Annotated in this window: 14 protein-coding genes and 1 pseudogene; 12 read left to right on the top strand and 3 right to left on the bottom strand. The window is 73.8% G+C overall.

Features of this window, described 5'->3' with window-relative positions:
* Positions 1-93: 93 nt before the first annotated feature.
* The 12 genes and pseudogenes from LTT61_RS10235 to LTT61_RS10185 form a co-directional block, all read left to right on the top strand.
* Positions 94-3,501: pseudogene (locus LTT61_RS10235) on the top strand (amino acid adenylation domain-containing protein); the annotation flags it as partial.
* 27 nt (positions 3,502-3,528) lie between these two features.
* Positions 3,529-4,089 carry a GNAT family N-acetyltransferase gene (locus tag LTT61_RS32925; protein WP_420094803.1) on the top strand — a complete coding sequence of 187 codons (561 nt, stop codon included), beginning with the start codon at positions 3,529-3,531 and terminating at the stop codon, positions 4,087-4,089.
* 48 nt (positions 4,090-4,137) lie between these two features.
* The gene (locus tag LTT61_RS10230; protein ID WP_233020941.1) at positions 4,138-5,880 is read left to right on the top strand and encodes an IucA/IucC family protein; all 1,743 of its coding nucleotides are present in this window, start codon (positions 4,138-4,140) and stop codon (positions 5,878-5,880) included.
* A complete protein-coding gene (locus tag LTT61_RS10225; protein ID WP_233019700.1) occupies positions 5,877-8,123 on the top strand; it encodes a penicillin acylase family protein in 2,247 nt (748 codons plus the stop codon). The genes LTT61_RS10230 and LTT61_RS10225 overlap by 4 nt, the downstream gene beginning before the upstream one ends.
* Positions 8,120-9,538 (top strand): peptide synthetase, encoded by a 1,419-nt coding sequence (locus tag LTT61_RS10220; protein WP_233019699.1) that lies wholly within the window; start codon positions 8,120-8,122, stop codon positions 9,536-9,538. Before LTT61_RS10225 ends, LTT61_RS10220 begins: the two co-directional genes overlap by 4 nt.
* Complete coding sequence (locus LTT61_RS10215; RefSeq protein WP_233019698.1) at positions 9,528-11,066, top strand: pyridoxal phosphate-dependent decarboxylase family protein; 1,539 nt, start codon at positions 9,528-9,530, stop codon at positions 11,064-11,066. The genes LTT61_RS10220 and LTT61_RS10215 overlap by 11 nt, the downstream gene beginning before the upstream one ends.
* Positions 11,059-12,402: a lysine N(6)-hydroxylase/L-ornithine N(5)-oxygenase family protein gene (locus LTT61_RS10210; protein ID WP_233019697.1), complete on the top strand. Its 1,344-nt coding sequence runs from the start codon at positions 11,059-11,061 to the stop codon at positions 12,400-12,402. Before LTT61_RS10215 ends, LTT61_RS10210 begins: the two co-directional genes overlap by 8 nt.
* The gene (locus tag LTT61_RS10205) at positions 12,402-12,650 is read left to right on the top strand and encodes an acyl carrier protein (protein ID WP_233019696.1); all 249 of its coding nucleotides are present in this window, start codon (positions 12,402-12,404) and stop codon (positions 12,648-12,650) included. The genes LTT61_RS10210 and LTT61_RS10205 overlap by 1 nt, the downstream gene beginning before the upstream one ends.
* Positions 12,647-13,783: an acyl-CoA dehydrogenase family protein gene (locus LTT61_RS10200; RefSeq protein ID WP_233019695.1), complete on the top strand. Its 1,137-nt coding sequence runs from the start codon at positions 12,647-12,649 to the stop codon at positions 13,781-13,783. The genes LTT61_RS10205 and LTT61_RS10200 overlap by 4 nt, the downstream gene beginning before the upstream one ends.
* Complete coding sequence (locus LTT61_RS10195) at positions 13,780-15,051, top strand: wax ester/triacylglycerol synthase domain-containing protein (RefSeq protein WP_233019694.1); 1,272 nt, start codon at positions 13,780-13,782, stop codon at positions 15,049-15,051. Before LTT61_RS10200 ends, LTT61_RS10195 begins: the two co-directional genes overlap by 4 nt.
* Positions 15,048-16,685 carry a long-chain-fatty-acid--CoA ligase gene (locus LTT61_RS10190; RefSeq protein WP_233019693.1) on the top strand — a complete coding sequence of 546 codons (1,638 nt, stop codon included), beginning with the start codon at positions 15,048-15,050 and terminating at the stop codon, positions 16,683-16,685. Before LTT61_RS10195 ends, LTT61_RS10190 begins: the two co-directional genes overlap by 4 nt.
* A 139-nt stretch (positions 16,686-16,824) precedes the next feature.
* Entirely contained in the window at positions 16,825-17,508 is a 684-nt protein-coding gene (locus LTT61_RS10185) for a hypothetical protein (protein WP_233019692.1), read from the top strand.
* Positions 17,509-17,534: 26 nt separating this feature from the next.
* On the opposite strand, the gene LTT61_RS10180 is transcribed toward LTT61_RS10185, so the two are convergent.
* The 3 genes from LTT61_RS10180 to LTT61_RS10170 are packed head-to-tail and all read right to left on the bottom strand — an operon-like array spanning position 17,535 to position 20,046.
* On the bottom strand, positions 17,535-18,329 hold the full coding sequence (locus LTT61_RS10180) for an ABC transporter permease (RefSeq protein WP_233019691.1): 795 nt from the start codon (positions 18,327-18,329) through the stop codon (positions 17,535-17,537).
* Entirely contained in the window at positions 18,326-19,102 is a 777-nt protein-coding gene (locus LTT61_RS10175) for an ABC transporter permease (protein WP_233019690.1), read from the bottom strand. The genes LTT61_RS10180 and LTT61_RS10175 overlap by 4 nt, the downstream gene beginning before the upstream one ends.
* Entirely contained in the window at positions 19,099-20,046 is a 948-nt protein-coding gene (locus LTT61_RS10170; RefSeq protein ID WP_269821869.1) for an ATP-binding cassette domain-containing protein, read from the bottom strand. The genes LTT61_RS10175 and LTT61_RS10170 overlap by 4 nt, the downstream gene beginning before the upstream one ends.
* Positions 20,047-20,086 lie beyond the last annotated feature (40 nt).

Below are 20,086 nucleotides of genomic sequence, written 5' to 3'. Positions count from 1 at the left end.
TTTCAGGTGAATGCTGTTGTGCCACAACAGATCACACTCGACAGGGCGGCGAATTAGGGTACCCTAAGTAAAACTCTGTGAGAGGCGTTGTCGATGGTGGTCGTTCGTTCGGAGACGGATTTCGACGTCCGGGCGGAAGTCGGATCGGTACTGGGAATCGCGCCGGAATCGCTGGATTTCGACGGTGATCTGATCCAGCAGGGGCTGGATTCCCTGCGCATGATGCGGCTCTCCGGCAGATGGCGGAAGCGCGGCCACGACATCGATTTCGCCCGCCTGGCCGCCAACCCCACATTGCGCTCCTGGACCACCCTGTTGCTCGGTGAACTCGGCGAGCCGGAAGTGGCACTTCCCGACATCGTCGCGACCGAACCGTTCCCGCTGGCGCCCATGCAGCACGCGTACTGGATCGGCCGCTCGCACAGCCACGCCTTCGGCGGGGTCGCCGCGCACCTGTACATCGAGTTCGACGGCGCGCTGGCCGCGCCGGAGCGGTTCGAGGCCGCGGTCGCCGCGCTGCTGGAGCGGCACCCCATGCTCCGGGTGCGGGTACTGCCGGACGGCACCCAGGTGATCGGCGCCGCGCACCCGGAGGCGATCGCGGTGCACGACCTGCGCGCCGTGCCCGACCCCGAGCGGGCACTGGCCGAGCTGCGCCGGGACGGCACGCACCGCGCGCTGCCGATCGAGGACGGCGCCGTGCTGCGCGCCGAGCTCAGCCTGCTCGGCGACGGCCGCACCCGGGTGCACCTGGACGTGGACATGATCGCCGCCGACGCCATGAGCTACCGGGTCCTGGTCGACGACCTGGCCCGGCTCTACCGCGGCGAGACGCTGCCCCCGCTCGGCGTCACCTTCCCCGCGCTCTCCGCGGCCCGCACCGGCCGGGTGCCGAAGGACGCCGACCTGGCCTGGTGGCGGGAGCGGATTCCGCACCTGCCCGGCCCGCCCGAGCTGCCGCTGAACGAGGCGGCCCGGCGCGGCGCGACCGCGCCCGGCACGGTGCGGCTGCACCACGCCATCGACGCCGCCGACCGCAAGCGGCTCGAGGAGCAGGCGCACCGGCGCGGCACCACCCCGGCGGCGGCGGTGGCCGCGGTCTTCGCGGAGGCGGTCGGCGCCTGGTCGGCGAGCCCGCGCTTCCTGCTCACCGTCCCGCTCTTCGACCGCGAGCCGGTGCACCCCGACGTGGAGCGGGTGGTCGGCGACTTCACCTCCTCGCTGCTCGTCGACGTCGACCTCACCGAACCCCGCACGCTCGCCGAGCGGGCGGGCGCCATGCGCACCGCGCTGCACGAGGCGGCCGCGCACGGCAGCGTCGGCGGGCTGGAGGTGCTGCGCGAGCTCGGCAGGCACCGCGGCGAGCCGGTGGTCTCGCCGGTGGTCTTCACCAGCGCGCTGGGGCTGGGCGAGCTGTTCTCGCCCGCCGTCACCGAGGTGCTCGGCGAGCCGTCCTGGATCGTCTCGCAGGGCCCGCAGGTGCTGCTCGACGCCCAGGTCACCGAGCTCGCAGGCACCCTGCTGCTGAACTGGGACGTGCGGGCGTCCGACCTGGAGCCCGGCGCCGCCGAGGCCATGTTCGGCTACTACGTGCGGCTGCTCGACCTGCTCATCGCGGGCGACTGGGACATCCCGGCCCCCGACCCGCTCGCGGACGAGCTCCGCGCCCAGCGGCTCGCGGCCGAGCGGCCGCTGCCGGAGACCGCGCACTTCGACGGCACCCTGCACGGCCGGGTGCTCGCCCTGGCCGAGCGGCGCGGCGCCGCCCCCGCGGTCGTCGCGGACGACCGCACCCGCTCGCACGCCGAGCTCGCCGACGAGGCCCGCCGGATCGCCGGCGCGCTGCGCGCCGCCGGGGTGCGGACCGGCGACACCGTCGTCATCGATCTGCCCAAGGGCGGCGACCAGGTCGCGGCCGCGCTCGGCGTGCTCACCGCGGGCGCCGCCTACGTCCCGCTGGCCCCGGCTCAGCCCGCCGCCCGCCGGGAGCGCATCGCCGCGGTGGCGGCACCGGCCGCGGTGCTCACGAACCGGCCAGCGGCCTGGCCGGACGCGGTGGCGCTGGAGATCGGCGCGGCCCGCGAAGCCGACCCGGCCGAGCCGGTGCCGGTCGGCCCGGACGACCTCGCCTACGTGCTCTTCACCTCCGGCTCGACCGGGCTGCCCAAGGGCGTGCAGGTGCCGCACCGGGCGGCGGTCGCGACCCTCACCGACCTGGTCGAGCGGTACGAACTCGGCCCGGAGGACCGAACACTGCAGGTCTCCTCGCTGGAGTTCGACCTCTCGGTCTTCGACATCTTCGCCCCGCTCGCGGTGGGCGGCGCCGTCGTCGTCCCCGGCGACGACGAGCACACCAGGGTCGACACCTGGGCCCGGCTGCTCGCCGAGCGGTCGGTGACGGTGCTGAACTGCGTGCCGTCGATCCTCGGGATGCTGCTCGACCTGGTCCCGCTGCCGGAATCGCTGCGCGTGGTGCTGCTCGGCGGCGACAAGGTCGACGTCGCGCTGCTCGACCGGGTCGCGGCCCAGCTCCCGGAGTGCCGGGTGGCCGGGCTCGGCGGCACGACCGAGACGGCCATCCACTCCACCGTCTGCGAGGCGCCGCGGGTGCCTGCGGGCGCCGCCTTCGTGCCGTACGGCACCCCGCTGGCGGGGGTGCGCTGCCGGGTGGTCGACGCCGCCGGGCGGGACCGGCCGGACCTGGTCCCCGGCGAGCTCTGGATCGGCGGCGCCGGCGTCGCCGACGGCTACCGCGCCGATCCGGAGCGCACCGCCGACCGCTTCCTGCTGCGCGACGGCGTGCGCTGGTACCGCACCGGCGACCTGGCCCGCTACCTCCCCGGCGGCTTCCTGGAGTTCCTCGGCCGCGCCGACCACATGGTCAAGGTGCGCGGCTACCGGGTCGAGCTCGGCGAGGTCGAGGCCGGGCTGCTCGGCCTGGACGCGGTGCGCGCGGCGGTGGCCTGGTCGGACGGGCGCGAGCTGCGCGCCGCGGTCGTCGGCGCGGCCGACGGCGCGGCCGACGGCGAGGCGCTGCGCACCGCGCTCGCCGACGTGCTGCCGCCGCACATGATCCCGCGCACGATCACCCTGGTCGAGGCGCTGCCGCTGACCGCCAACGGCAAGTACGACCGAGCGAGGATCCGCGAGCTGGCAGGCGCCGACGAGCGGGCCGCGGTCGAGCCGCGCACCCCGCTGGAGCGGGCGCTGGTCACCGTGCTCGGCGAGATCCTGCCGACCCGCCCGCTCGGCGTCACCGACGACTTCCTCGCGCTCGGCGGCGATTCCGTGCTCGCCACCGCCTTCGTGGCGCAGGCCAGGCAGTGGCTGGACACCCCCGATCTCACGGTGGCCGACATCTTCGTGCGCCGCTCGGTGGCCGGGCTGGCCGAGCGCATCACCGAGCTGGAGGGCGAGCGCGCGGGCCGGGTCGCGGAGACCGTGCTCGCCGTGCTGCGACTCACCGACACCGAGGTCGAGGACGAGATCGCCGGTGCCACACCGCACTACCCGTTCGAGTCGCGGCCGATGGAGCCCGAGCGGGACGCGGAGATCGCGCACGGCTGGCTCACCGACCCCAAGGCCGCGTACTGGGGGATGCTGAACAGCACCGTCGCCGAGGTCGATGAGCTCATCCGGCACAGCGCCGAGATCGGCGGCGACCCGAAGTACGGGCTGCGCATCGGGTACTACGAGGGCACTCGTGAGTTCCTCTTCGAGCTCTACAACCCGGCGACCAGCGAGCTGACCGCTCCCGGCACCGGCTACGCCGCCGAGCCCGGCGATATCGGCATGCACCTGCTGGTGGCGAGCACCGACCGCAGGCTCAGCGGCTTCACCGGCGCGGTGATGCTGCACATCATGCGCACCGCGTTCTTCGAGCTCGGCGCGGAGCGCGTGGTGGTGGAGCCGGACGTCCGCAACCTCGACGTACAGCGGCTGAACGCCGCGGTCGGGTTCGCGGTGGCGGGCGACCACCCGGTCGGCGACAAGGTGGCGCGGCTGAGCTACTGCACCCGCGCCGATTTCGTCCGGGCCACCGGCAACGGCCGCTTCCTCGCCCCCGCCTTCCGGCGCACCGATTCCTGAGAGGCCGACGTGTCGCACACTTCGTACTGGCCCGCTTACCACCGCCGGATGGCGGTCAAGGTGCTGGCCGAGCTCTGCCACGAGCGCTTCGTCCGCTGGGACACCACTGCGCCGGGGGCGTACCTGGTGCGCTCCGGCGACGGCCGCACCGAGTACGCCTTCCGCGCCGAGCTGCTCGCGCTGGACAGCTGGCACATCGACCCGGCGTCGCTGCGCCGCACCCGCGACGGCGCCGAGCTGCCGATCGACGCCATCGCCCTGGTGATCGACCTGGGTACCGCGCTCGGCATCGCGCCGGAGGCGCTGCCGGAGTACCTGGAGGAGTTCCGCAACACCCTGCTGATCGGCGCGGGCCGCCCGGACGAGCGGCGGATCCCGGCCGCCGAGCTGGCCGCCGCCGACTTCCAGACCATCGAGCGCACCATGACCGAGGGGCACCCCTGCCTGCTCGCCAATGCGGGCAGGCTGGGCTTCAGCGCGGACGACGTCCGGCGCTACGCCCCGGAGTGGGGCGCGCGGTTCGCGCTGCCGTGGCTGGCGGTGCTCAGGGCGAACACCGATTTCGCCGCGATGTCCGGCGTCGACTACCCCGGGCTGGTCGAGGCCGAGCTGGGGGCGGAGACGCTCGCGCGCTTCACCGCGGTGCTCACCGGCCGCGGCCTCGACCCCGGCGACTACTACTTCATGCCGGTGCACCCGTGGCAGTGGACCGAGCGGATCCAGCGCGTCTACGCGATCGACCTCGCCGAGCAGCGCATCGTCCCGGTCGGCGAGACCGAGGACCGGTACCAGCCGCAGCAGTCCATCCGCTCGCTCTTCGACACCACGACGCCGGAGCGGCACTACGTGAAGCTGGCGCTCTCCATCGTCAACATGGGCTTCACCCGCGGGATGTCGGCGGACTACATGCGCACCACCCCGCTGATCAACGACTGGGTGCGCGAGCAGCTCGCCGGCGACCCCTACCTGGACGAGCTCGGCTTCGCGGTGCTCTACGAGGTCGCCGCCATCGGCTACCGGAACACCGAGCTCACCGCGCTCACCCGGCCCGGCTCGGAGTACCGGAAGCTGCTCTCGGCGCTGTGGCGGCAGAGCCCGGTCCTGCTGGCCCGCCCGGGCCAGCAGCTCACCACCATGGCCGCGCTGCTGCACGTCGATCACGAGGGGACGCCGCTGGTGCGCGCCCTCGTCGAGCGCTCCGGGCTGCCCGCCGCCGAGTGGCTCACCCGCTACCTGCGCTGCTACCTGCACCCGATCCTGCACCTGCTCTACCGGTACGAGCTGAAGTTCTCCCCGCACGGCGAGAACCTCATCCTGGTGCTCGACGCCGGGGTGCCGGTGCGCGCCGTGCTCAAGGACATCGGCGAGGAGGTCTCGATCTTCGGCGACCCCGCCGGGCTGCCCGAGGCGGCCCGCCGCGCGGTGACCGAGGAGCCGGACGAGATCCGCGCCATGGGCATCCTCTCCGACGTCTTCGACGACTTCCTGCGGCATCTCGCGCTGATCCTGCACGCCGATGGCCTGCTGCCGGACGACCGCTTCTGGGCCCTGGTCGCGGCGAGCCTGCTCGACTACCGCGAGCGGCACCCGGAGCTCGCGGAGCGCTTCCGCCGCTGGGATCTCTTCACCCCCGCCTTCCCCGCCATCCACCTGAACCAGCTGCAGCTCGGCAACAACAAGCGCATGGTCGACCTCGGCAACTCCTACGCCACCCTGGTCGCGGGCGACCACGCCCTCGCCAACCCGGTCGCCGCGTACCGGCCCGCCGAGCGGGAGGTCGCGGTCCCGTGACGATCGAGATCATCCGCGATGCCTGCGGCATCCCGCACATCAGCGCCGATTCCGCCGCCGGTGCGCTGTACGGGCAGGGCGTCGCCTGCGGCGTGGACCGGGCCTGGCAGCTGGAGTTCCTGCGGCTGCGCGCCGAGGGCCGCACCGCCGAGGTGTTCGGCGCGACCGCCGTCGGCTGGGACGAATTCGCCCGCCGCTCCCGGATGGACGCCGCCGCCCGCCGCATCCTCGAGGCGTCGTCGCCGCGCACCCGCGCGCTGATCGGCGCCTACGTGGACGGCATCAACAGCACGCTGGACGCCGCGGAGGCGCCCGAGCTCACCGAGTTCGGCCACCGCCCCGCGCCCTGGCAGCCGTGGACCCCGATCGCGGTGTTCCTGGTGCACCACATCCTCTTCGGGCGTTTCCTCACCAAGCTGTGGCGGCTGCACGCCTGCCGCGCGCTCGGCCTCGACGCGCTGGCGCTCTTCGACTGCGAAGGGGCCGACCCCGCCGAGCCGACCGTGCCCGCGCGGCCGGACGAGGCGTTCCTCACCGAGCTGCTCGGCCACTTCCCCGACGCTGGCGGGGCGCAACCGGATGCGACGACCTTCGGCGACGCGATCTCCGGAAGCAACGCCTGGGGCGTCGCCGGTGCCCGCACCGCGAGCGGCGCGCCGCTGATCGCCGGTGACCCGCACCGGTTCCTGGAGCTGCCCGGCATCTACCAGCAGTTCCACCTGGCGGCGCCGGAGTTCGACGTGGTCGGCTTCGCCTTCGCGGGCGTCCCGGGGGTGCCGCACTTCGCGCACGCCGGGTCGGTGGCGTGGGGGATCACCAATGCCATGGGCGACTACCAGGACCTCTACCTGGAGAAGCTCACCCGGAGCGCGGACGGCGTGCTCGCCGAGACCCCCGATGGGCCCACTCCGGCAGCCGTGCACACCGAGCAGATCCTGGTCCGCGACGCCGCCCCGGTGCCGGTCGAGATCGTGGTCACCGGCAACGGCCCGGTCATCGTCGGCGGCCCGGACGCCGCCTTCGCGCTGAGCCTGCGCACCCCCATGCTCGCCGACCCCGAGGTCACCTTCGACCCCGCGCTGGACCTGCTCTTCGCGACCTCGACCGGCGCGGTCGAGACGGCGCTGCGGGGATGGGCCGAGCCGGCCAACCGCATCGTCATCGGCGACACCGCCGGGCGGCTCACGCACCACGTCACCGGCCGGATGCCGGTGCGGGCCGCCGAGAACTACTGGCTCCCGGTCCCGGCCTGGGACGCCCGCTACCGGTGGCGGGGCTATGCCACCGAATCGGTGCGGGACAACGGCTTCGACGCAGCGGTGCCGGACCACTCGGTCATCGCCAACCAGCGCATCCCCGGCGTGCTCCCGCTGCAACCGGTCACCACCGAGTGCGTCCCGCCCTTCCGCGCCGACCGGATCGACACCCTGCTCACCGCGAATCCCTCGGTGGGCGTGGCCGATTGCGAGGCCATCCACGGCGACGTCCAGCTGGAGCAGGCCGCCGCGCTGCTCGACCGGCTCCGCGGGCTCACCGAGCTGAGCCCGGAGGCCGGGAAGCTGCGCGCACGGCTGCTGAGCTGGGACCGCGCCATGGCCGCGGAGAGCACCGACGCCTACCTCTTCGCCGAGGTCAGGGCCCGGTTCGTGGCCGGGATCACCCGCGACCCCGCACTGGCCGGGCTGGCCGCGCCGCACGCGTTCCCCCTGGTCTTCGACCCGTGGTTCGTGGCGGGCACCCGGCTGGCCGCCGCGCTCGACTCGGTGCTCGAGCACGGGCCGCGGCTCGGGGTCGGGATCACGGCGGCGCTCACCGCCGCGGTCGAGGCCGTCGCGGTGCTGGAGACCGTCCCGGCCTGGGGGGACGTGCACCTGCTCGCCCCCATCCACGGCATGGACCTGGCCGGGGCGACCCCGCGGCACCCGGAGCTCTCCGCCGCCGTCCGGCCCGGCCGGTACCCGCTCGGTGGCGACGCCGAGTGCGTGCTCGCCAACGGCAGCGCGGTCGGCTTCGCGCACGCCTGCGCGGTCGGCTCGGCCGCGCGCTACGTCTGGGATCTCGCCGACCGGGACGCCGGGCGCTGGATCGTGCCGCTCGGCGTGAGCGGCGACCCGCGCTCGCCGCACTTCCAGGACCAGGCGCCGCGCTGGGCCCGCGGCGAGCTCATCGACATCGTCAGCGACTGGGCCGTGCTGCGCGCGAACGCCGCCGCCGTCCACCGGTTCACGCAGGGAGAAGCATGACCGTACTGACCGACACCCGGCTGGAGCTGGTGCGCAGGCGGCTGGCGGCCGCCGGGCTCGCCGGCGCGCACCGCTTCGCCGCCCCGGCGCTGCCGCGGCTGGACACCGGCGAGTTCGGCATCGCCGAGCGCCGCATGTGGAAGATCTACGAACTCGACCCGGACTCGCTCTCGCACACCATCGGGCTGATCCTCCGCTTCGACGGCTCCTACACCGTGCCCGGGCTGGTCGAGGCCGTCGAGCTGGTGGTCCGCGAGGCCGCTGTGCTCGGCTCGCTGGTCACCGTGGACGGCTCCGGCGTTCCCCGCCGGGTACCCGGCGACACCGCGGGGGAGTGGATCGCGCCGGGCGCGGAGTGGGCCTGGAACGCGCCCGCCGCGACCGCGGACGAGCTGGTCGCGATCCCCTTCCGGCTCACCGAGGAGCCGCCGCTCCGGGTCCGGGTGACGGCCGACGGCGACGGCGTCACCGTGCTCTTCGTCGTGCACCACCTCGCGGTGGACGACACCTCGTGGCCGCTGCTGCTCGGCACCCTGATCTCCGGCACCTGGCCGGACGCCGCCGCGGTGCCGCCGATCCAGCGCCCGGCCCCGCAGGTCGAGCGCGCGGTCGAGCACGCCACGCAGACCTGGGCCGCCGAAGGCATCCGCTTCCCGCTCTCCGGCGAACTCCCGCGGGTCACCCCGGCGGAGAGCTGGCTAGCCCCGATGGACGAGGCCGCGGGCGCCAAGCTCACCGAGCCGGTCGACCCGGCCGCCGTCGCCGCGCTGGACGCGGTCGCCCGCGAGCTCGGCGGCACCGCGAACGCCCTGTTCATCGCGGTCACCGCGCTCGGCGTGCACGCGCTCACCGGCGCCGAGGACCACGTACTGCTCGTCCCCGCCGACAACCGGCAGCCGGGCGACCGCCCGGACCGGGTCGGCTACAGCGGCAACATCGTCCCCATGCGCTTCGCCGTCGACCCGGCGGCGAGCGTGCGGGAGACGCTGCGCGCCGCCGTCGCGGTGGTCTACCGGGCCATGGAGTTCGCCGGGGTCGACTACGGCACCGTGCTCACCGCGCTGCGCGGCGCGGGCGGGCGCTTCCCGGTCGCCGAGATCATGGCCTCGGTCCGCAGCGCGCCGCTGCGCGGCATCCCGGTGCCGGACGGCGCCCGCGTCACCTGCGAATCGGTCTTCACCGGTATCGCCCCCTACCCGCTGACCTTCGCCTTCGAGCTGGCCCCCGACGACCGGGTGCACCTCGAGGTCGACCACCAGCTCGGCAGCGTCGACGCCGCGTTCGCGCGGCGCGCCGCGGCGCTGCTCACCGCGCTGGTCGCCCGGGTGCCCGCCGCGCTGGACGGCACCGTCGCCGCCCTGGCCCGCGAGCTCACCGAACCGAATCGTGAAACGAGGACTCCCCGTGTCAGCTGAATCCGTGCTCCCGTGGGGGAGAGCGTCCCGCTTCGCCGGTCCCGGCGCGGGCTGGTCCGAGGTCGGCACCGGGCTGGCGCAGCTCGCCGCCGCGGTCGGCGGGCGGCACCACGGCGCCCCGCTGCCATCGGGCGACCCGCTCGCCATGCTCGCCGCCGTCGCCGAGCGGCTCGGGCCGGAGCGCATCCCGGAGAGCGGGGTCGGCCCGGCCACCGCGCTCGCCCGGCTCGCCGAGCTGGTCGCCGCCTACGGCCTCGACCTGACCCACCCGCTCACCGCCGCGCACCTGCAGCCGCCGCCGCTCACCGTCGCGGTGGTGGCGGACGCGCTGGCCAGCGCCACCAACGCCTCGCTGGACACCTACGACTCCGGCCCGGCAACGCTCGCCATCGAGCAGTGGACCATCAACGCGCTGGCCCGGCTGGCCGGCTTCACCGAGACCGCGGGCGGCGTCTTCGGCCCCGGCGGCTCCTACTCGAACCTGCTCGCGCTGCTCATCGCCCGGGATTACACCGCCGCCGGGCACGGCGTGAACACCAGGCAGGACGGGGTGAGCGGGCTGCACCGCCCGATCGTGCTCTGCTCCCGGATCGCGCACTTCTCGGTGCACCGGGCCTGCGCCGCGCTCGGCCTCGGCGAGGCCGCGGCCATCCCGGTGCCGGTCGACGCCGAGCACCGGATGATCCCGGAGGCGCTCAACGCGCTGCTCACCGAGCTGGGCCACAGCCACACCCCGGTCGCGGTCGTCGCCACCGCGGGCACCACCGACTTCGGCAGCGTCGACCCGCTGCCCGCGCTCGCCGAGATCACCGCGCGGCACGGGGTCTGGCTGCACGTGGACGCCGCCTACGGCTTCGGCTCGCTCTTCTCCGACCGGCTCGCCGGGCTGCTCACCGGCATCGAGCGCGCCGACTCCATCACCCTCGACCTGCACAAGGTCGGCTGGCAGCCGGCCGCGGCGAGCGTGCTGCTCCTCGCCGACCAGCAGCGCTTCGCCTCGCTGAGCCGCTCGGTGGCCTACCTGAACCCGGACGACGACGTCGAGGCAGGCTACGGCGGGCTGCTCGGCCAGACCCTGCAGACCACCCGCCGCCCGGACGTGCTCAAGGTGGCCGCCACCTTCCTCGCCTACGGCCGGAACGGCCTCGGCGCCATGCTGGAGAGCTGCCACGACCTCGCCGGGTACGCCGAGCGCCGGATCACCGCCGAGCCGCAGCTGGAGCTGGTCGCCCCGGTCACGCTCACCACCGTCGTCTTCCGCTACCGCTGCGAGGACCTCGACCTGGACCAGGTCAACGCCGAGCTGCGCAGGCGGCTGATCAGCTCCGGCACCGCGCTCATCGGCCGCACCCAGGTGCGGGTCGGCGGCTCGGGCGAGCCGCGCACCTGCCTCAAACTCACCCTGCTCAACCCGGAGACCACCGAGCGCGATATCGACGCGCTCTTCGACGAGCTGCTCCGGGTCGCGCTCGAGGTCGAGTCCGAGGCGCTGGAGCAGAGCGACGAGATGGCGACGATCCATGAGTGACGTCGACATCCTCGCCGTCGGCTGCGGGCCGTTCAACCTCGGGCTCGCCGCGCTGGCCTCCACCGTGGACGACGTGAACGTGCTGGTCGTCGACTCGGCGGACGAGTTCCGGTGGCATCCGGGGCTCATGTTCGACGAGGCCAAGCTGCAGGTCAGCTTCCTCTCCGACCTGGTCTCGCTGGTCGATCCGACGCACCCGCTCTCCTTCCTCGGCTACCTCGCAGACGTGGACCGGCTCTACCCGTTCCTGGTGCGCGAGGACTTCTTCCCGACCCGCCGCGAGTACGAGGCGTACCTGCTCTGGGTGGTGCGGCGGCTGCCGTCGCTGCGCTGGCGCAGCACCGTGGAGGAGGTGCGCTGGCTGGACGAGGCGGGTGTCTTCGAGGTCGCGGTGACCACCGCGGGCACCACCTCGACCATCACCGCCGGGCACGTCGTCGTCGGCATCGGCACCGAACCGGCGCTGCCGCAGGCGCTCTCGACCACCTCGCCCGCGCTGGTGCACAGCGCCGACTACCTGACCCATCAGGAGCGCGCGCACGCGGCGGGCGCGGTGACGGTGATCGGCTCCGGGCAGTCCGGCGCCGAGATCGTCGCCGACCTGCTGGAGGCGAACCTGCGCGGCGGCCCCGCCGTGCGCTGGTGGACCCGGACCCCGTGGTTCGCCCCGCTCGACTTCACCAAGCTCTCGCTGGAGATGACCACCCCCGCCTACATGGAGTACTTCCACGGCCTGCCCGAGGAGACCAGGGACCGGGTGCGCTCCGGGCACTGGCAGTTCCACAAGGGCATCTCGGCGGAGACCCTGGAGCGGCTGCACGACCTGCTCTACCGCAGGCAGCTGCTGGAGAAGGCGCAGCCGGTGCAGCTGCGCCAGGGCGTCGCGGTCGAGGGGCTGGACGCGCTCGACGACGGCGGGCTGCGGGTCAGGGGCAGGCACCTCGACACCGGCGCCGCGCTGGCGCACACCGCCGACCTGGTCATCGCCGCCACGGGGTACCGGCCGCGGCAGCCGGACTTCCTCGCACCGATCGCCGGCCGGCTGCACCGGGACAGCAGGGGCCGTCCGGTGATCGAGCGGGACCACTCCGTCGCCGCCGAGCCCGCGCTTGCGGGCAGGCTCTTCGTCGCCGCCGCCGAGGCGCACGCCGTCGGCGTCTCCGCGCCCAACCTCGACATCGGCGCGGTGCGCAACGCCAGGATCCTCAACGCCGTGCTCGGCCGCGAGGTCTACCGGCTGCAACGGCACACGGCGTTCACCAGCTTCGGCGTCACCGACGACGACGACGTCGTCTCCGATGCCACCGACGACGTACTCGACCAAGGAGACCACTGATGTCCGATCAGATCGCGGAAACGCTGCGCAGCATCCTCGAGGAGGACCTCGACCTGCCGATGGCCGACGTCACCCGCTCCTCGCTGCTCATCGAGGATCTGGGGCTGGACTCGGTGGCCTTCGCCATCGGCGTCGTCGCCATCGAGGAGCGGCTCCAGGTGCAGCTCACCGACCGGGAGATGGCCGAGACCGCATCCGTCGGCGAGCTGGAGGACCTGGTCCGATCGAAGGCGGGCAGCACCCGATGACCGCCTACGACGAGCTGCTCGACGCGGCCTTCGGCGACCGGGTGCGGCAGTGGACCGAGCAGGCCGAGCGGGACGAGCGCTTCCCGCGCGCGCTGCTCGAGCACCTCGGCGCGGCCGGGGTCTTCGCGCACAAGTGGCGGGACCGCAAGATCACCGACCTCGGCGAGCACTTCGCGCTCGCGGGCAGGCTCGGCGCGCTGAACTCGGCGGGCATCGGCGTCGGGGTGAGCCTGCACGACTCCGCCATCGCCGTGCTGCGCCGCTTCGGCCGCACCGACTTCCTGCGCGACCTCGCCGAGCGGGCCATCCGCACCGAGGCGGTGCTCTGCATCGCGGCCTCGGAGGAGGCGGGCGGGTCGGATCTGCAGCACGTCGGCACGGTCATCGAGCCGCACGACGGCGGCTACCGGGTCGCCGGGCACAAGAAGTACGTCTCGCTCTCGCCGATCGCCGACCAGATCCTGGTGGTCGGGCGGGCGCCGGGCGGCGCGGAGGGCAATGTCGCGCTGGTCATGGTGCCGACCTCGCAGGTCGCCATCGACACCCCGTACCGCAAACTCGGCGCGGGGCCGCTGGACACCGCCGCCGTCACCATCGACACCTGGGTGCCCGCCGAGGCGCTGGTCGCCCGCGCGGGCACCGGGCTCGCGGTGATCAGCTGGGGGCTGGCGCACGAGCGCTACTCGGTGGCCGGGCAGATCGCCACCGCCTGCGAGTCGATGCTCGGCATCACCCACGCCCGCATGCTGGACCGCACCCAGTTCGGCAAGCGGCTCTTCGACCACCAGGCGCTGCGGCTGCGCGTCGCCGACCTGCGGGCCCGCACCGACCTGCTGCGCTACGCGCTGGCGGGGGTGGCCGCCGAGGGAAAGATCAACCTGCGCACCGCCGCCGCGCTCAAGGTGACCGCCGCGAACCTCGGCAACGAGGTCGCCTCCGAGTGCCTGCACATCTTCGGCGGCTCCGGCTACCTGGAGTCCGAGACCCCGGTCGGGCGCTGGTGGCGCGACATGAAGCTGGCCCGGGTCGGCGGCGGCACCGACGAGGTGCTGTGGGAACTGGTCGCCGCGGCCATGCAACCCGATCACGAACGGTACGAAGCCATGTACAAGAGTCAGGTGGCCCCGGCATGAACAGTCCCGTCCAGCTCGCCCCGGCCGACTTCACCTACCTGCACCTGGACACCGCGCGCAGCCCCATGCACTGGGCCATGGTGCTGGAGCTGGCGCCGGGCCCGCGGCTGCACATCGACGAGGTGCGCGCCCGGGTGCGCGAGCGGGTGCGGCTCTTCGACATCTTCCGGCTCGGTGTCCGCAACGGCCGCTGGCGCCGCGCCGAAGCGGTGCTCACCGACCGGGTCGACATCGACCGGCAGGTCACCGCCGCCGAGTACCGCGACGCCGCCGACCTGCACCGGCGGCTCGCCGCGCTGCACGAGAGCGCGCTCCCGCGCCCGGATCCCTTCTGGCACATCACGCTCTTCACCCCCGCCGACGGCGGCGTGCAGTACGTGCTGCTGCGGGTGCACCACGCGCTCTCCGACGGCATCGCGGGCGCCGCCTTCGCCGCGCTGCTCGCCGACGGCACCCCCGCCGACCTCACCGAGTTCGAGCGCTTCGCCACCTCCCCGCGCTACCGGATCGCCGGGATCGAGCCGGAGGTGCTGAAGGAGTCGAAGACCGCCTTCGAGGACCAGTGGAAGGCGGGCAGGGCCGGGCGGTCCTGGCCGAAGCTGAGCCGCTCCGGCCGCAGGGAGGTCGCGCTGACCAGCGCCTCCACCCGCGAGCTGCGCCGCGCCGCGCGCAACCACGGCGCCTCGGTGCACGAATTCCTGCTCGCCGCCATCGGCCGCACCCTGAGCCTCGCGCCGCCGCGCGGGACCGGCTCCGAGGTGCTGCGGGTGACGCTGCCGGTCACGCACGACCAGGCGTTCCGGCACACCGGCAATGCCGTGCTGGTCTCGCTGCTCAACCTGCTCGGCTCCGAGCCCGATATCGGCCGTCAGCTGGAGCGGGCCCGCGCCGAGCTGGCTTTCGTCGCGGCCAAGCGCCCCGAGCTGTCGCTGGCCGCCACCGACGACGCGCCGAAGATCCCGTGGCCGGTGCACCGGGCCATCGCCAACGCCTCCATGCGGCGGATGAGCCCGGACATCCACATCGGCATCAACCCCGGCTTCTCCAAGGTCCGCGCGGTGCTCGGAAACCCGATCGCCACGCTGACCCCGATCTCCCCGCTGGTCGGCTACTCCTTCTCGGTGACGAGCCTGATCCTCGGCGGCCGCACCTCGTTCGGCATCGTCACCGACCCCGCGGCGCTGGCCGACGGCTACGCCGCGACCTTCGCCGAGAACTTCGACCGCGTGCTGCGCGAGGCAGCCGTGCAGGAAGGCGCGAACCGATGAGCAGGCTCACCGACATCCTCTTCGGGCAGCCGCCCTCGGAGATCTCCGGGCTGTGGAGCGGCGACGGCGCCGACGCCCTCACCTACCGCAGCTGGGCGCAGATCCAGGACGCGGCCCGCCGCGCGGCCACCGGGCTCGCCGAAGCCGGGGTCGGGCCGGGCAGCTCGGTGACGATCCTGGCGGGCGACGCCGCCGATGTCGCGGTGCTGGTGCAGGCCACCTGGCTGCGCGGCGCCGCCTTCACCATGCTGCACCAGCCGACCCCGCGCACCGACCTGGTGAAGTGGCTCGAAGACACCCGCGCCGTGGTGCGGATGCTGGACGCCGCCGTCGTCGCGGTCGGCGCGCCCTTCACCGACGTGGTGCGCGAGCTCGACTTGGGCGCGCCGATCGTGGTCGTCGAGGAACTCACCGCGAACGCGACCCCGGCCGAGCCGGTGCTCACCGTCGGCGACGACCTCTGCATCCTGCAGCTCACCTCGGGCACCACCGGCGTGCCGAAGGCGGTCGCCATCTCCGGCGGCAACATCATGCAGAACCAGGTCGCCATGGCCGACGCCGCCGGATTCCGCTCCGGCGACGTCGTGGTGAGCTGGCTGCCGCTCTACCACGACATGGGCATGATCGGGATGCTGCTCACCCCCATGCTGGCGCGGGCCACCACCGTCATCACCAACCCGCTGGCCTTCCTGAAGAACCCGCTCTCCTGGGCCGAGCTGATCGGGCGCTTCGGCGGGCACGTCACCGCCGCGCCGAACTTCGCCTACTCGGTGCTCGCGCGGCGGCTGCGCCGGGCACCCGACGGCGCCTACGACCTCTCCTCGCTGCGCGTCGCGGTGAACGGGGCCGAGGTGGTCGACCGGGCCACGCTGGACGAGTTCATCGCCGAGGCAACGCGATTCGGGCTGCGGCCGGAGGCGCTCATGCCCGCCTACGGGATGGCGGAGACCACGCTCGCGGTCACCTTCACCAGGATGCGCGAGCACTTCGCCGTCGACGTGGTGGACGGGGCGCAGGCCGAGCGCACCGGCGCCGTTGTCCGGGACGGGATCGAGCAGCCGCGCACCCTGGTGCGGCTCGGGCCGCCGGTGCCAGGCATCGAGCTGCGCGTCGTCGACGAGCGGGGCGCGGTGCTGCCCGCCGACCGGATCGGCACCATCCTGGTCCGCGGCGCCGCCGTCACCAAGCGCTACCTCGGCCCCGACGGCTACGTCGACGCCCAGGACGCCGACGGCTGGCTCGACACCGGCGACCTCGGCTACCTCACCGGTGCCGGCGAGGCCGTCGTCACCGGGCGGAAGAAGGACGTCATCATCGTCGCCGGCCGCAATATCGCGCCCACCGTGGTCGAGCACGCCGCCTCCGGGATCGCGGGCGTGCGCCCGGGCAGCATCGCCGCGCTCGGCATCCGGCTGCCGAGCATGGCGCGCGAGGGGATCGCGGTGATCGCCGAATCCGAGTCGGCCGGGGACACCGACGAGAGCGAGCGGATCCGCCGCGAGGTGGCGCGCGCGGTGCACGACGAGGTCGGGATCGCGCCCGCGGTCGTTGTCGTCGTGCAGAAGGGGGCGCTGCCCAAGACGCCGTCCGGGAAGTTGCGGCGGTCGTCGGCGGCGAGCCTCATCCCCGGCTGAGCCGCACCGGTCACCGGGCTGCCCGGTCCGGTGACCGGGTACGCCGACGTTGCCGGACAAAACCCCTGTGCGCGAGCGGGATCGGCGCCCGGGCCGATACCCTGTCGTCCAGCACTACCCCGTCGGACGTTGGACGCCCATGAGATCGAGCAGGCCGGACCCGGCCCTCCGCACCCCGCCCGAACCCGCCCGCGAGTGGCGCGAGACCCGGCTCCGGCTCCGCTGGGTCGCGCTGCGCGCCTGGGGCGCGCTGCTCGGCACGCTCGCGCTCGGCCCCGCCACCGGTGTCCTGCTCTACCTGGAGTCCACCGCGACCAGCCCCGGACTCCAGCGCCTCGCCGCCACCGGCTCCACCTTCACCGGCGCGGCCTTCGTCCTCTGGACCCTGGTCCTCGCGCTCCCGCTGTTCCTGCGCTACCGGCGCCGCCGCCGCGCCCTGCGCAACCCATGGCAGCAGTTCTGGTTCGAGCACGTGCCGGAGAACGGCCGCGACTGGGTGATCCTGATCGACCTGGACGGCCGGATCGCGGGCACCCTCGTCCTGCGCTCCCGCGGCAACACCGCCGCCGCCCTCCTCGACGCCACCAGCGACGCCATCTGGTTCGCAGGCAACCCGGCCCGCTTCGGCATCCTCTCCCGCCCCGGCGGCCTCGACCTGCACGACGCCCGCCGCCCCCGCCTCCGCAAACCCCCCGCCCCCACCTTCCACACCCCACCCGACACCCGCTTCGACCCGCCCACCGCCGTCTTCACCATGATCCGCGACGGCGACCGCGTCGTCATGCGCGCCGCCGACGGCACCCCCACCCACCACCCCCGCTGAACCGACGGCCCGACCGGGGAAGGGCCCTACCGCTGCTCCGCCGCCCGTCGATACCCGCGCACCGCGATCGGCCCGAACACCGCGATCAACCCGACCGTCCACAGCACCGTGGTGAGCAGGGGGGCGAGGACCGGCCCACCCTCGGTGAGCCCGCGGACGGCATCGATGGCGGGCGTCATGGGCTGGTGCCGGACGAAGGGCTGGATCCAGCCCCAGTACTGGTCCACCGGGGCGAAGCCGCCGTTGAAGAAGAGCAGCAGCAGGAAGAGGCCGCCGAGTTGCTGCACCGCGCCCTTGCCGGAGGCGAGGGTGGCGAGCGCGAGCACGGGGACCGCGATGCCGACCCCGAAGATCATCGGAACCAGCACCGCGCCGATGCCGGCGAGCGGCCCGTGTTCGAAGCGGAACCCGAGCGGCACCGCGACCGCGAAGAGCACGAGGGTGGCGAGCCCGGCGCGCACCGCCTCGGCGAGCAACCTGCCCGCGATGAACCCGGCCCGCGGCACCGGCAGCGTCCACATGCGGGCGAGCAGCCCGGTGTCGCGCTCGTGGATGAGCGTGATGGCGGTGGCGAGCGTGCCGAAGAGCGCGCCGACCAGCGCGACCAGCCCGGTGTTGCCGTAGACGCTGTCGCCGCCGCCCATGGTGGTCACGGTCTCGCCGAGCACCAGCTGGAACATCAGCAGCATGAACGCCGGGAAGACCAGCGACTGCACCACGATCCCCGGATCGCGCGACCAGGTGCGCAGCAGCGCGCCCGCCTGCACCAGCGACTGCGCGCCGAGCGGCACCGCGCGCCGCTCCTGCCAGGTGGTGGTCATCGGTTCACCTGCGCTCGGCCCGCCGCGACGATGGCCGCGGTCCCGGCCAGGAGCAGCCCGGCCGTCCAGGCCAGGACGGCGGTCAGCTCGGGATCGGCGCCCGCCGCGAGGCCGCGCAGCGCGTCGGTGAAGACCGACATCGGCTGGTTCCGCACGAAGGGCCGCGCCCACTCCGGAAAGCCCTGCGCCGGAACCAGCCCGGTGGAGGCGAGCACCAGGATCAGCTGCGGGATCATCAGCACCGTCGCCACCGAGACCGCGTTCTTCGCCACCGACCCGGCCGCGTCGGTGAGCATGCTCAGCGACAGCCCGAACGCCACCACCAGCAGCGCGAAGAGCGCGGAGTCGGCGAGCGCCCCCGCGAACCGGAAGCCGAGCGCGTGCCCGATGCCGAGCCCGGCGGCCAGGGTCAGCAGCATCCGCACCACCACCCACGCCATCCGGCCGAGGAAGGGCGCGGTGCGCGGGATCGGCAGCGACATCATGCGCTCGTGCACCCCGGCCCGCGCGTCGTTGCCCGCGATCTCGGTCGCCGTGATCGCGGTGAAGATCCCCGCCTGCAGCAGGATGATCGGCGTGATGAACTGCGCGTAATCGCCGCCCGCGCGCTCGAACTGGCGGTGCAGCGGCCCGTAGAAGCAGACGAAGAAGACGATCGGCCCGAAGACGGCGAAGAGCACCTCACCGGAGCGCAGCGCGGCCAGGATCTTCTGCCTGGCCAGGGTGCCGGTCGCTGGAAGCAGCCCGACCGACGCGCGCGCGGGAGCTGTCACGGCGTCACCTCGGTGAGCTGCAGGAACACCTCGTCCAGCGAGGGCTGGCGGAGCCCGATGTCGACGACCTCGATACCAGCGCCGTCCAGCCGCGCGATGGCGTCGGCGACGGTGGCCATGCCGTGCGGCGCCCGGAACACCAGCCGCGGGTGCGCCTGGCTCTCCTCCGGCGCCTCGACCAGCTCCAGCCCGCCGAGCAGCTCCAGCACCCGCGCGGTGTCGGCGCGGTGCGCCAGCGTGACCTCGCAGACGGCGGCGCCTGCTTCCTTCTTCAGGCTGCCCGGTGTGCCCGCGGCGACGATCTCGCCGCGGTGCAGCATGACGATGTGGTCGGCGAGCCGGTCCGCCTCCTCCAGGTACTGCGTGGTGAGCAGCACGGTGATGCCCGCTTCGCGCAGCCCGGCGACGGTGTCCCAGACCGCGGCGCGGCTGCGCGGGTCCAGTCCGGTGGTCGGCTCGTCCAGGAAGAGCACCTCGGGCCGGGTGACCAGCGCGCTCGCGATGTCGACCCGGCGCCGCATGCCGCCGGAGAGCGCGCCGACCCGGCGGTCGCGCACGGTGCCGAGGTCGAACTGCTCGACCAGTTCGGCGATCCTGGCCTTCAGGTTCTTGCCGCCGAGCCCGGTGAGCCTGCCGAAGACGGCGAGGTTCTCGACCGCGCTCAGCCCCTCGTCGAGCGCGGCGTACTGCCCGGTCAGCGAGACCAGTTCGCGCACCCGGGCGGCCTCGGCGACCACGTCGTGGCCGCAGATCCGCGCACTGCCCGCGGTCGGGCGCTGCAGGGTGGCGAGCAGGGTGACCGTGGTGGTCTTGCCGCTGCCGTTGGGGCCGAGCAGCCCGAGCACCTCCCCGCGGGCCACCTCGAAGGAGACGCCGCCGAGCGCCGTCACCTCGCCGTATTTCTTGACCAGACCGCTGATTTCGATCGCCGGTACCGTCGACACCCTCACTCCTGGTTCCGCCCGCGCTTGTTCAGGGCAGGCT

Source organism: Nocardia asteroides (assembly GCF_021183625.1).
GTDB lineage: Bacteria > Actinomycetota > Actinomycetes > Mycobacteriales > Mycobacteriaceae > Nocardia > Nocardia asteroides_A.
This window is presented reverse-complemented; position numbering and strand designations above follow the sequence as displayed.

What these genes read in the sequence shown, in the direction of transcription:
- LTT61_RS32925 (WP_420094803.1), top strand. Translation starts at nt 3,529, where the DNA reads ATGGAGCCCGAGCGGGACGCGGAGATCGCGCACGGCTGGCTCACCGAC.
- LTT61_RS10230 (WP_233020941.1), top strand. Translation starts at nt 4,138, where the DNA reads ATGGCGGTCAAGGTGCTGGCCGAGCTCTGCCACGAGCGCTTCGTCCGC.
- LTT61_RS10220 (WP_233019699.1), top strand. Translation starts at nt 8,120, where the DNA reads ATGACCGTACTGACCGACACCCGGCTGGAGCTGGTGCGCAGGCGGCTG.
- LTT61_RS10210 (WP_233019697.1), top strand. Translation starts at nt 11,059, where the DNA reads ATGAGTGACGTCGACATCCTCGCCGTCGGCTGCGGGCCGTTCAACCTC.
- LTT61_RS10205 (WP_233019696.1), top strand. Translation starts at nt 12,402, where the DNA reads ATGTCCGATCAGATCGCGGAAACGCTGCGCAGCATCCTCGAGGAGGAC.
- LTT61_RS10200 (WP_233019695.1), top strand. Translation starts at nt 12,647, where the DNA reads ATGACCGCCTACGACGAGCTGCTCGACGCGGCCTTCGGCGACCGGGTG.
- LTT61_RS10195 (WP_233019694.1), top strand. Translation starts at nt 13,780, where the DNA reads ATGAACAGTCCCGTCCAGCTCGCCCCGGCCGACTTCACCTACCTGCAC.
- LTT61_RS10190 (WP_233019693.1), top strand. Translation starts at nt 15,048, where the DNA reads ATGAGCAGGCTCACCGACATCCTCTTCGGGCAGCCGCCCTCGGAGATC.
- LTT61_RS10185 (WP_233019692.1), top strand. Translation starts at nt 16,825, where the DNA reads ATGAGATCGAGCAGGCCGGACCCGGCCCTCCGCACCCCGCCCGAACCC.
- LTT61_RS10180 (WP_233019691.1), bottom strand. Translation starts at nt 18,329, where the DNA reads ATGACCACCACCTGGCAGGAGCGGCGCGCGGTGCCGCTCGGCGCGCAG.